The sequence below is a fragment of the Mesorhizobium sp. 113-3-3 genome, from assembly GCF_016756495.1.
GTDB lineage: Bacteria > Pseudomonadota > Alphaproteobacteria > Rhizobiales > Rhizobiaceae > Mesorhizobium.
In genome coordinates this window covers 6,107,178-6,119,754 of record NZ_AP023243.1, presented here as the reverse complement: position 1 = coordinate 6,119,754, position 12,577 = coordinate 6,107,178, and the positions used below count along the sequence as shown (strand labels likewise).

9 protein-coding genes are annotated in these 12,577 nt (G+C 60.5%); 6 read left to right on the top strand and 3 right to left on the bottom strand.

What is annotated here, in order from left to right:
• Position 1 precedes the first annotated feature (1 nt).
• Positions 2 to 2,206, top strand: coding sequence for a GumC family protein (locus JG746_RS29690; protein WP_202355967.1), 2,205 nt, complete (start codon positions 2 to 4; stop codon positions 2,204 to 2,206).
• 76 nt (positions 2,207 to 2,282) lie between these two features.
• Entirely contained in the window at positions 2,283 to 4,514 is a 2,232-nt protein-coding gene (locus tag JG746_RS29685; protein ID WP_202355966.1) for an oligosaccharide flippase family protein, read from the top strand.
• 139 nt (positions 4,515 to 4,653) lie between these two features.
• Here JG746_RS29685 and JG746_RS29680 read toward each other — a convergent pair whose 3' ends face one another.
• Together JG746_RS29680 and JG746_RS29675 are read right to left on the bottom strand one after the other, a co-directional pair.
• Positions 4,654 to 5,715, bottom strand: a complete 1,062-nt coding sequence (locus tag JG746_RS29680; protein WP_202355965.1) for an NAD-dependent epimerase — start codon at positions 5,713 to 5,715, stop codon at positions 4,654 to 4,656.
• 258 nt (positions 5,716 to 5,973) lie between these two features.
• Complete coding sequence (locus JG746_RS29675; RefSeq protein ID WP_202355964.1) at positions 5,974 to 6,651, bottom strand: helix-turn-helix transcriptional regulator; 678 nt, start codon at positions 6,649 to 6,651, stop codon at positions 5,974 to 5,976.
• A 476-nt stretch (positions 6,652 to 7,127) separates the two neighbouring features.
• On the opposite strand from JG746_RS29675, the gene JG746_RS29670 reads away from it, so the two are divergent.
• A complete protein-coding gene (locus JG746_RS29670; protein WP_244730534.1) occupies positions 7,128 to 8,684 on the top strand; it encodes a sensor histidine kinase in 1,557 nt (518 codons plus the stop codon).
• Between the two features lie 38 nt (positions 8,685 to 8,722).
• On the opposite strand, the gene JG746_RS29665 is transcribed toward JG746_RS29670, so the two are convergent.
• The gene (locus JG746_RS29665) at positions 8,723 to 9,400 is read right to left on the bottom strand and encodes a LuxR C-terminal-related transcriptional regulator (RefSeq protein WP_202355962.1); all 678 of its coding nucleotides are present in this window, start codon (positions 9,398 to 9,400) and stop codon (positions 8,723 to 8,725) included.
• Positions 9,401 to 9,970: 570 nt separating this feature from the next.
• Here JG746_RS29665 and JG746_RS29660 point away from each other — a divergent pair.
• Genes JG746_RS29660 through JG746_RS29650 form a run of 3 tightly spaced genes read left to right on the top strand, consistent with a single transcriptional unit; the run spans position 9,971 to position 12,552 of the window.
• Positions 9,971 to 10,693 (top strand): nucleotidyltransferase family protein, encoded by a 723-nt coding sequence (locus JG746_RS29660; RefSeq protein WP_202355961.1) that lies wholly within the window; start codon positions 9,971 to 9,973, stop codon positions 10,691 to 10,693.
• 51 nt (positions 10,694 to 10,744) lie between these two features.
• Positions 10,745 to 11,881 carry a DegT/DnrJ/EryC1/StrS family aminotransferase gene (locus JG746_RS29655; RefSeq protein ID WP_202355960.1) on the top strand — a complete coding sequence of 379 codons (1,137 nt, stop codon included), beginning with the start codon at positions 10,745 to 10,747 and terminating at the stop codon, positions 11,879 to 11,881.
• Entirely contained in the window at positions 11,878 to 12,552 is a 675-nt protein-coding gene (locus JG746_RS29650) for a sugar transferase (protein ID WP_202355959.1), read from the top strand. The genes JG746_RS29655 and JG746_RS29650 overlap by 4 nt, the downstream gene beginning before the upstream one ends.
• The last annotated feature ends 25 nt before the right edge of the window (positions 12,553 to 12,577 follow it).

The window sequence follows — 12,577 nt, the reverse complement described above, 5'->3', positions numbered from 1 at the left end:
GATGGAAGGTTCCATAGCCAGCCGCGCCAGGCTTCCGCGTGCAACGCAAATGGCCGTCGCCACGCTCGACACCAATCCGCGGATGAGGCGACCGCCACGCGAGCCCGTGCAGCCGCCGTCTCCCTTCCATCAACTCGTCGTCACCCTGGCGACGAGAAAATGGCTCCTGCTTGCCGTCGCCCTGCTGGGCGGCATACTGGCCGGCCTCGCGGGCTTTGCTCGCCCGGTGCTGTTCGAGGCGACGACCCAGATCATCATCGACGCCCCAAGCACCGGCACTTCGAACGCCACGGCGACCGCTCAGGACTCGCTGGATTCGAGCATCGATGACCACCTGACGATGCTCTCGTCGCAAGCCCATCTGCGTCGGGTTCTCGCGGCATTGCGTCAACCGCAGGCAGCCGACATCGCCGCAAAAAGCGGCATCAGTGCCGTTCCACCCACCGGAAGCTCGTTCGTGGGCAATCTGCTGAACCGGATCTGGTCGCGGGGCAAGCCCGCGGCGGAAAGTCCGGAAGCCGCGGATGCCGCCGCGTTGAAGACGCTGTGGAGCGGTATGAGGGTCGGACAAGAGCTGCGCTCACGCGTCATCACCATTGGCTTCACCGATGCCAGTCCGGCGCGTGCCGCGCTTGTCGCGAACATATTTGCTCAGGTTTACATCGAAGATCTCGTACAGAAACGGCGTGCATCGGATCAGCGCGAACTGGAATCGCTGGTCGCCAGCCTGCCGCAAGTACAAAGGGATCTGGTCGACGCGACGGATCGGCTGGAGACGTACCGGCTGACGCATGGCGCTGTCGATCAAAGTGCGGCCAACAACGCAGCCAATGAGACAGCGGAGCTAGGCCGACAGATCTTCTTGTCGAAGGCAAATCTTTCCGCATCGGAATCGCGTCTTCGCCATATCGAGGATCTGCGAAAGGCGGGCGCGCCCGTCTCGGCCATCGCCGAGGAAATCGGGTCGCCCGTGTTGGCCGATCTCGTGGCGCGCCAGTCGGGCACGACTGCGGACGACGCTCTGGGCAAGGCGATCTCCCTTGAAATAGAACAGGGCATCGCGCGCATCGCCGCCGAGGCAAACGTCTACCGCGCCCAGGTTGCGGCCCTCGAGGACCGCAAGAGGGTGCAAGATTCGGCCGTCGCCGACACCGCGAATCAACTTTCCGGCCTGCGTGCCCTTGAGCCGCAGGTGGCCATCGTCACGCAGCACTACAATGAACTCCTTGCACGGCAGCAGGATCTGATACGGCGCATCGCCGCTCCCTCGCCAGGTGTAGCGGTCCTGTCGACGGCATGGCCGCCGTCAAATTCCAAGACCCTGTCGAGAATTTTCCTGGTTCCACCCGGCATGATCGTGTTTGGCCTGATGGCGGCGGTCTTCGTCCTGGTCCGCAACATGTTCAACCAGACCTTGCGCGGCGAAGCCGAAGCCGAAGCCGAACTTGGAATCCCGTGCGTAGGACTGCTTCCCAAGGTTTCGGGACTCCATGCCAGACAGCTGCGGCATCTGGTTCTGGGCCAGCAGAACTCGCCGTTCAGTCGTGCCGCGACATCCCTTCTGGTCACCGCGGCGCCAACTCAGGGAAGGGGGCAGCCGCCGCATATGATCCTCGTGACGTCCAGCATCCTTGACGACGGCAAGACAGAGTTGGCGTGGAGCCTGGCGCTGGCGGCAACGCGACTGGGAGGAAGGGTGCTTTTCCTCGACCTCGACCGCAAGGACACGCGCCTTACGAACGAGTTTCGTGGCGAATTCGGCACCATCAAGGCTCACAACTCCTTTGGCGACTATGTGAGTGAACGCTGCGTGCTCCAGGACGCAATCACGAGAATGCCGGAAATCGGCATCGATCTCATGGCTGCCCCAGCACCTTCGGATGATCTGCTGACGCTTCTGTCCACGGTCGACAAATCCCAGTTCACCGAAGAACTGCTCTCGGTCTACGACGTCGTCATCATCAACGGGCCGCTGGGACTTGGAGGCCCCGAGACCAGGCTCCTGAAGCGCTGGGCCGATGCGGTGCTTTTTGCCGTTCGCTGGGCCAAGACGAGGCGCAGCATCGCCCGTGGTGTTCTGGAGTCGCTCCGGGCCGGTGGATCCGTCACCGTTCCAGTCGGGAGTGTCCTTACCCAAGTGAACCTGAAGAGGTACGCCGGTTCCAGGTTCGAGGACAACGCAGACCTTCTGTTGGAGAGGGTTTGATGAGGACCGTCGTCTCCGCTCTTCAAAGAAATGCCACAGGGAACCACTGCGTTCCCGCAACCCGGCCTGTCTCAGAATGATCATTGAATTTTTCGGACCGCCAGGGTCCGGCAAAACAACATTTGCGCATACGCTCGCCGAGCAGCTGCGTGGGAAAGGCTATAACGCCAAGGTCGCTCTCAGCTACAAGCCCAGCACCAGGGCCGGGAGCTTCGATCTTGGCATCTTTCTGTTCGTCTCAAGAATAGTATCGGCGCTATTTTCGACCGCGGGAATATTGCTTTCGTCAATCGGGCGACTGGACGATATTTCCGGTTCGTTGTCGATGGTGAGGCTGATACCGCCAAAGAAGCGAATATGGCGCGCCCGAATCTGGCGATATATCCTGCACCTCTCGCGTCGCTGGAATGCCGCGAAGAAATCACCGGAAATTGTCATATTCGATCAAGGATACGTTCAGGCGATTGGATCGCTGGCGATGTTCAATGGAGGCACCGACCGCGAAGCGCTCGAAAAGGCGCTCAGCCTCGCGCCGCCGGCCGACCTAACCGTCAGGCTGGTGGTGCCGTCCGCGGTCGTGGAGAGCCGCCTGCGGCAGCGGATGGAGAACGAGCCGCCGGCGGAACGGATTTTCGAGGCCGACTTGAACGTCAACATGAGCTCCTTCGGCGTGTTCGAATCCATAAACGATCTCCTCGCGATTTCTGGCCGAAAAGTCTTTTCCGCCGAGAACGCCGACAGTCAATCAGGCCTCAAAAGTATTTGTAAGGTCGAGAAGCAAGTCATTTCCGCGCTTTCACGGATGGATAAGGCATGCGCAAATCGAGACCAGGAAAGCGCACCCGTTGCGCATGCCGGATTTATCGATAGTCGCGTGTCTCGGAAGTCTCCGGGCCATCCCGCCGGTGGTGTTCCAACGGCCACACCTCGGAGAAACAAGGACGTCGGCTCGCGGCTCGCGAGGGCGAGCGTCTTCGCCCTCTTGATCTATATCGGAGGTGCCGGGCTGACCAGCCTTGCACAGCTGGCCATTGCTCGCCTCATCGGACCTCGCGACTACGGCATCTATGCCTACGTTCTGGCCTGGACCTCCGTGCTCGCCTATCTGGCGACGCTTGGTTTCAATGTGTCATTGTTGCGTTTCGTGCCCGCCTATAGAGCCAATGGCAGGCTTGATCTGGCGCGAGGGGTGATAAAATTCGCCCTGCAGAGATCACTTCTAGCGGCGACGCTGTTCGGGATGGCGGGTGCTGGCCTTGTCCTCTTCTTTTCAGAGCAGGCGCAACCGGATCATACGCAAAGAGGACTTGAGCTAAGCATCTTGCTTGGCATGGCGGCCGTGCCCTTGATTACCGCCTATGCCATTGGCGCCACGCTGGTGCGTGCCTTCGGCGGCGTCGTCTCGGCGCTGTTGCCGGAGCGCATCGTGCGAGACGGGCTGCTGCTCATACTGGTGGCGATCATGGCCAAGTCCGGATTGTGGGCGGTGCACGCGCCGGAGGTGATGCTGGCGGTGCTGGCAAGTTCCGCCATTACGGTCGGGCTGGTGTTCATCACCGCCAGGAAGCTCGAGCCACCTGGCCTGCGGCAGGCTCAGCCCGCTTACGAACCGAGGGGATGGTGGCTTGCCGTCCCGCCGCTCATGCTCATTACCGGTCTCGATGTTTTCGTCAGTCGCGCCGGCGTTCTGGTGTTGGGCTGGACCAACCATATTCGCGAGGCCGGTATATTCGCCCTGGCGTTGAACGTGGCGATGCTTGTGGGACTTTCCCGCATCGCTGTCGCTACCATGTTTTCGCCTACGGCAGCCGATCTGCATGCCAGGGGCGATCAAAAAGGCCTGCAGCAGCTGTTCGCGCGGGCAACTTTGCTGTCCGCGGGCGGCGCCATCGTGGTGGCCATCCCGATGATGTTGATTGCCGAGCCGTTCCTGGCCTTCTTCGGCGAGGGCTTCGCTGCCGGAGCGCCGATCGCGCGGGTTCTCATTTTGGGCTATGTTTTTGTTGCGCTGTGCGGGCCTCAGCAGAATCTGCTGGCGATGACCGGAAACGAATGGGCCGCGGCAACGACCATGATCGCCGGTGCGGCGGCCAACATCATAGCCTGCGCCGTGGGCGTCGAGATATACGGCCCAATTGGCGCCGCTGTCGGTGTCGCGCTTGCCCTGGCCATCTGGAACGTTGCCATGGCCGTCTATATCGGCAAGCGACTGAAAATCCTGCCTGGTCTGGTGTCTGCCGTGCTCTCGATCAGGCTGAGCGCGATTGGCGGCCAACAATGGAACTGGCTGTTGAGGGCCGGCAAATGAAGCGGCCGATCCATTGATGATGTCTTCGTGACGGCGCCGGCGTATCGATCGGCGCGCGGCCGCTGGTCCCATGCCCTCAGCCGTAAGCCCGGACAAATGAACCGGTGTTGTGCCAGTCGTCCGGCCGTCGTGCCATCGCCTATGCCCGAACGAACGCTTGTCGTTCCCGGTCGAGGGGGCTTGCATGGAAATCCCGATACCATTCCACGAAACGTTGCACGCCGTCCTCGAGTGCCGTCGCCGGTGCGAAGCCGACGGCACGGCGGAGATCGCTGACGTCGGCGCGGGTTTTCAGGACGTCACCTGGAGGCAAAGGTACGTTGACGCGAAGGGCGCGGCGGCCGAGGGCGGTCTCGATGATCGCGATCAGACGGTTGATTTCTTCGGGCCGGTCATTGCCGATATTGTAGATCCGATATGGCGCCGAACTGGTGGCCGGATCAGCCGCGCGGCTGTCCCAGTCCGGATCCGGACGAGGTGGCGCGGCGAGCACGCGAACCACGCCCTCCACGATGTCGTCGATATAGGTGAAATCCCGCCATACGCGGCCGGCATTGGCAATCTCGATCGTCCGCCCCTCGGCGATGGCATGGGTGAACGTATAGACCGCCATGTCAGGCCTGCCCCAGGGACCATAGACGGTGAAGAAGCGCAATCCGGTCACCGGCAAGCCGAACAGGTGGCTGTAGGAATGCGCCATGCATTCGTTTGCGCTTTTGGTCGCGGCATAGAAGCTGACCGGATGGCTGGCGCCATGGTGCTCGGAAAACGGTATGTTTCGATTGGCGCCGTAGACGGAGCTCGACGAGGCATAGACGAGATGGCTGACGCCGGCGTGCCGGCAGCCCTCCAGCACATTGAGAAACGCGACTATGTTCGACTGCACATAGGCATGCGGGTCGGCGAGCGAATAACGCACCCCGGCCTGGGCGGCGAGGTGCACGAAGTGCGATGGCTTGAAGTCTGAAAACAGGGCTTTCACCAGCGCCTGGTCCGCCAGGTCCATCCGCATGGGGGTAAACCTCGGCTCGGCACAGAGTTGCGCAAATCGCGCCTCCTTTAGCCCGACGTCGTAGTAGGGCGTGAAATTGTCGACGCCGATGACGACAAGGCCGCGCCGCAAAAGCCGCGACGCGACATGAAACCCGATGAATCCGGCGGCACCTGTGACGATGATCGGCCCCGCGCGCGCAAGTTTCAAGACAGCTCCATCCGACCGCGTACGCGCGGCATCCGCCAACCCGTGGACCGCCGAATTTGTTTCGCCCATGGCAAGTTACTCCAATTGCGAAAGTCCGCGCTCCGCCTGAGTTCGATGGTGCGTCGAAGGGCTGGAGATGGCACCGCGAGTTTTGCCATCAGCGCGACCGCGGCCGCAGAATGTGCAGCCGCGATGCCATGGCATATGTCTCGGTTTGATGAATTCTGGCGGGTCCTGATGCCCGCCGAAATCGCTATTTCATGGCAGGACCGAAATGCGCCCCAGAAGAGCCACCAGTTCAGCCTGACGCCTTGTCTCGGTCTTGGCGAACAGCGAGGCAAGCTGGGAGCGGATCGTGGTGCGGCTGAGATGCCAGCTGCGGGCGATCTCCAGGGGCGCATCGCCTTGCGCCAGGCGCAACGCCAGCTGCGTTTCCGCGCTGGTCAGACCGAACATCCTTTGCAAGGTCTGAGGGTTGGCCGCCGATGTGTTCTCCCGGTCCAGCAATGCGACGATGCTCGTGCCGTCGGGTGTGACGACGCCCGTCTCATTCAGGATCACGGGCCTGTCGCCTCTGCTGCGGATCACCACCCATGAGAGGGAGCCCGGCTGGAAATGGACCGGAACATTCGCGACCAGCCGCCTTAGCCCCGCGGACAGCTCGACGGCCGTGTCGGCCGCTTCGCCCTGGCGCTCAAGCGTGTCCTGCGCGGCTGCGTTCCATTCGATGACTTTCCGGTCGCGGTCCAGCACGAGATAGCCGCAGCCGATGCGGTCAAGCATGCCGGTTATGGATTCCAAACTGCGTCGCTGTGGTCCGCCAGGTTTGGCGTCCGGTCGATCCGACAGGTTTATCGGACGTGTGTGACGAACATCTTTGAGTACAATGTATTGGCTGGCCGCAACGGTCTCGTTGCGCCTCTCGATCAGTGTCATCGCTTCTACCCCAACCCTAGTTGCTACCGACCCAAGTAAATTGTGCGTAATTTACTTGATTTAAACCCTACATATCGACGAGGAACGCGCTCCCTTAGTTTGAAATTTCGACACAACTGGAGAGATCTGCGGAAGGCTGTTCCGCAGCGTTAGTTGAATATGCCTTCCTGAAGAGCCCTGCCGACCGTGATTCTACTCGCCGGCAAAGGCGTGGCAATCCGGCAGTGGTATTAGGCTGTCCCGGCGAGGCCTAGTCTCGACGAACTAGATAGAAGGTTGTAGTCTGGCGTATGGGCTCCTACCTGCGCTGGCTCAAATCGAACATGTCAAACACCCCGTTGGCTCATGTAGCTTCTCTACTGGTGCTTGCGGCGGCGGTAGTATTTGAGGCAATAAATACAATATATTTTGGCCAGGGCGTAACATTTATTGCGCTAATTCCCATAATTATTGTTATAGTTTATCTTGAGGGACGTTTGGTTGCCATCGCCGCAACGCTTCTCATGGCCGCCGCCGGTCTGTGGATGCGACGCGTCCTGAATGGCCAACTCTCCGCGGAAGACTGGACCGGCGCCATCTTCCTTTTGGTCTCGGGCGGCCTGGTCGCGTCCGTGTTCCACCGCTTGCGACAGGATTTGCAAGGCGCGCTCGAGGTTGCAGAAACGAGGCTCGCCGCCATCGACGCAGCCGAGAGCCGCTATCGTTGGGCGTTCGAGCGCGCGGCCTTGGGTTTTGCAAATGCCAATCGACGCGGCGAACTGTTGCAATCGAACAGGCGTCTTTTTGAGATGACCGGCTACGGAGAAAAGGAACTTGCCCGGCTGAAGCTGGAAGGGCTCGTTCTTCCCGAGGATCGAGATGCCGTGCGGGCCTTGTTGAAAGATCTGGACAATGGCGCCGCGTCGTCCGCGGCCGATATTCGCGTGTTGCGCAAGGACGGCAAGGCATTCTGGGCCCGTATGTCGCTGTCCTCGTCGCGGCCTGACGAGGCATCCACCGAGAGCGTGTTCGTGGTGGTCGACGATATTTCCGAGCGGCGAGCCGCGCGCGAGGCTCTTCGGGCTCAGAAGGAATGGCTCGATCTCGCTCTGTCGGCCGGACGCCTGGGCACGTGGCGAATAGATATCAAGGAGGGGACAGTCGCGGGCTCCGGCAAGTTCTGGGACATTCTTGGCCTGCCCTCCAAGCCCGTCCGCCCTCTGGAGGAACTCTCGGCCGTGATCCATCCGGCCGACTGGCCGAAATTGGCTGCCCCGGCAAAACCCTCATCGGCGGTGAACTACGACGTCGAGATTCGTGTCAGGCGGACGGATGGGCACGTACGCTGGGTTGCTCTGCGCGGACGGCAGGAAGAACATGGCGACCGCGCAGTGCGCATCGGGGTGGCGGCCGACCTGACCGAACGTCGGCAGACCACGCTTCTTCGCGCCGCCGTAAAGAAGCGCGAGCGCATCATGCTCGAAGACCGCCATCGGTTCAGCAATTTGTTCCCGGTGATCACGGCCCTGGTAAGGATGATCAATGTTCCCGAGAACGACGTTGCCAAATACAAGGAGATGCTGATCGATCGGATCAGAACGCTGGAAGCGACGCATCTCATCCTGTCTCGTCATACCAGCCTGTCGGGGATGCTCCACGATCTCGTGGCTCAGGAATTGCAGCCCTTCAAGGAGACACGGGACATATCGATCAGCGGCCCCTCACTCACGGTTCCAAGTGGCGTTGCCGAGAGCTTTGCGATGATCCTTCACGAACTGACGACAAACTCGGTGAAACACGGCGCGTTGCGTGACTCTCAAGGCAAGGTCGAGGTCAAGTGGCAATTCGCATCCGACGGCGCAGGCGACGATCTCATGTTCGATTGGGTGGAATCTGGACGTCGGAAGAACGCAAACGTCGTGCGCCACGGGTTCGGGTCCATGATAATCGGCGTGGACGGCACGCCGCTTGTCGGGCATTCCCCGAAATTGGAAATATCGGAATATGGGCTGCGATATTCGTTGCGGATATCGCGGAAGGAAATTGAATTGTAGCGCATGCTGCCCCGAACGACCCTGCTTCGGCGGCAACATCAACTCACATTTCTCGACAGCCAGCTTTGCAGCAAAACGGCTGCTTCAGTCCGGTTTCGCACCCCGAGCTCGCGCAGAATGGCGGCGGCGTGGATTTTCGTTGTCGCTTCGGCAATGTCCAGATTGCGGGCGATCTCCTTGTTCGAGTACCCTTCCGCCATCAGCTTGAGGACGTCCTTTTGCCTCGATGTCAGTCTGCCAAGATCGCTTGAGCCCACGCGCTGACGGATTGGATTTTTCGCCGAGGGCAGGGCGGCATACGATCTCTGGTCGGCAGACGTGCGAGACAAGAGTGATGGTACATAGATCCGCCCCGCAAGGATCTCATTCACCGCCAGCACGACTTCTTCGTCTTTCTGCGATTTGACGATGTAGCCGTGAAGCCCGATCGAAAGAGCGGTCAGGATTTCCGAGCGGGAATCGTCCCCGGAAACGATGGCAAAACGTGTGTCGGGATACGCAGAGAGAACGTCGCTGAGCACCTCCTGGTTAAACAGGCCAGGCATGTTCAGGTCGAGGATCGCGAGATCGATCGATGCCTGCTCCTCCAGAAGATTGACCACAGCATCGAAACACGCGGCCTCGAATATTTCGGCGCTTGGAATTCCAGCCATAAGTGCCAGCCGGAGGCCGCGCCGATACAAGCCGTGATCGTCGGCGATGACGATCCGATACATTGAACTACCCCAACGCGTTACCCGGTTCCCGACGGGAATATCCGCTGGAACCTCCCATTCCTTTGTGATGGTCGGAACCGCGGTGATCCCTGAAGTCGTGGCCTACCGCTGGTCATCGCATCACCGTGATGTTCGCAGCGTCCCAACCCACGCACATCACGAATGACTAATATAATACTAATTTTCGAAAACGCGTCGTTATTTTTTTTAACGCTGGCGTCCCGTGCCTGCCTGCCGAGCGACATCGAGTGCCCGTCGGGTGCGCAGGCCTGTTCCGGCACGTGGCGGATCACTGTTTTTTGATCGCAAGATTCGTTCGGCTTCATTGGTCTCATGGCCAGGTCCGGATGCTTGGGTCGGTCCTTGATCAAGCGGTTATCTAATACCGGAAACGCTTTGGATCGGTACCATTCGAATGCACGACGACAGCCGCCCCGGCTGTCACATACGCTTCAAATATGATGTTCGGATTGCCGCCGAGGGTCGAGCCGGATTGGACGGATGCCAGGTCCAGATGAGCTCGAACACGAAATGCCCGGACACAGCCAACTGCAAATCAGGGAGGATCGGATGAAAGCGGTGATTCAATGTGGCGGGATGGGTACACGCCTTCGGCCCTTCACGTCGGTCCTGCCGAAACCCTTGATGCCGATAGGGGCCAGGCCTGTTCTTGAGCTGCTTCTGAAGTGGCTGCGGCGCAACGGCATCGAAGAGGTCTATATCACGACCGGTTATCTCGGGCATCTGATCCGCAGCGTCTGCGGCGACGGATCGCAATGGAATCTGAAGATCAGGTACACGCAGGAAATGGAGCCATTGGGGACCATCGGGCCTCTCTCTCTGATCAGGGATGAACTGAACGACACATTTGTCGTGCTCAACGGCGATGTTCTCACCGACCTGAGCCTCAGCCGGTTCGTGGCCGCGCACCGCATGCACAAGGACCCGGTTACGATCGCCACGGCCTGCCGTCTCATCAAGATGGACTTCGGCGTCATCGACGAGATCGACAATGCCGTTCAGCTCTTCCGGGAAAAGCCGACGCTTTCCCATCTCGTCAGCATGGGAATTTACTGCATGAACCCGGATGTCCTGCGCTTCATTCCTTCCGGCATCCCATTCGGATTCGATGACCTGATGCTGCAGATGATGCAGGGCGGCACGACCGTGCACGTGTACAAGCATGACGGTCTCTGGCTCGACATCGGTCGCGTCGATGACTTCCAGAATGCGCAGGCGATTGCCTGGGAAGAGCAGTCGACCTCGATCGAGGTCGCGGCTGCGGCCGCATGAAAATCCGGATGTAGAGGCCGAACCCACCGTAAGGATTTTTAGGAGGTCAAGATGCTCTTGGTGAGCGCCCCGATCCTAGGCGTACCCGAGAAGGCAGCCCTGTCAAAGGTGATTGACAGCGGCTGGCTTACCATGGGGGAACAGGTGCGGGCATTCGAACTGGCCTTTGCCGACATGCATGGCGCGCGAGATTGCGTGGCAGTTGGTTCCTGCACCGCCGCACTTCATCTTATCCTGCATGCACTGGGGATAGGACCGGGCGACGAAGTACTGGTCCCGTCGCTGACCTTCGTGGCGACCGCGAATGCGGTGCTCTATGTTGGGGCTACCCCCGTCTTTGTCGATATCGAGTCAGTCGACGTACCGTTGATGTCGCTCGCGGAAGCCGAAGCGCGGTGCACACCACGCACAAAGGCGGTCATTCTCGTTCACTTCGCGGGCTATCTCGCCAATCGGGAACACTGGCAGCGGTTCGCCCGGCTTCGAGGGCTCCATATCATCGAGGACGCCGCGCATGCGCCCGGCCTGAGGGAGGTGGGAACGTTCGGCGCCGCGGCTGCCTTCAGCTTCTACGGCAACAAGAACATGACAACGGCGGAAGGGGGCGCGGTGATCGCCCGTGATCCCGATCTGCTCGACAAGATCCGCCAGGCCCGCGGCCACGGGATGACCAGTGGGACGCATCAGCGGCTGAACAGTCGTACCCCGCAATATGATGTCACGATGCTCGGGTTCAACTACCGCATGGACGAGATGCGGGCGGCGATTGGCCTGGTCCAGCTGCAAAACCTGCAGGAGTGGAACGAAATCAGGCGTATCCTGGCCGTCCTGTACCGGCGCCTCATCGCCGAACACTGCCCGGCCGTGACCATTCCCTTCAGCGAACCCCGCACGTCGGCTCACCACATAATGCCGGTTCTCCTGCCGCGCTACGCGAGGCGGCAGGAGGTTATCGACGAACTGCGGGAGCAGGGGATACAGACCACGATTCATTATCCGCCGGTGCACCAAATGACGTACTATCGCGAGCGTTTCCCCGGCGTTGCCTTGCCGCGCACAGAGGACTTTGCTCAGCGAGAGCTGACAATTCCTCTGCATCCCCAGATCACGTCGCCGGTCGCCGAAGCGGTTGTGGCTGCACTCGCAAGCGCACTCAAAGGCGGCGCCCAAACAGGAACTGCCGCATGAACGCGTTCGATGTTTCCCTTCAGCGGAGCTTCGTCTCAAGCCCCGCTCACGGCTTTGTAAGACGCTCGATCGATCTCGCGGTCGCGGGCGCCGCGACCATCATATTTGCACCGCTGATGCTTTTGATCGCCGGAGCGCTTCTGCTCGAAGGCGGTGGCTCGATCTTGTTCGCACAGACCCGCATGGGCGCTGGCGGCCGACCCTTCCGCATGTACAAATTTCGCAAGTTCGGTGTGAACTGCGATCCCCAAGGCCTCGCACTGACCGTCGTGGGCGACAGCCGCATGACGACGGTGGGCCGGTTCCTCGCGGCAACGAAGTTCGACGAGTTGCCGCAGCTGTGGAACGTCCTCAAAGGCGAGATGGCGATCGTCGGGCCGCGACCCGAGAGCATGGCTTTCGCCGATTGTTTCCGGGGCGGCCTCGAGGCCGTCCTGCAATTCAAGCCTGGCCTGCTGGGGCCAACCCAGGTGCTCTTCCGGCACGAGGCGCATTTCTTTCCCCGATCCACGGATCCGATCCTGTTCTATCGGGAGGTTATGTTCCCCGCCAAAGCCAGGCTCGACCTCTCCTACTATCCGCAGCGTACCATCGTCTCCGACATCGTGTGGATGGCGCGCGGCGTGCTGGCGGTTGTCGGCTGGGTTCCATCGCAGCCGATCGACGTATGAACCCCAAAAGGAAAGCGCTCCAGTC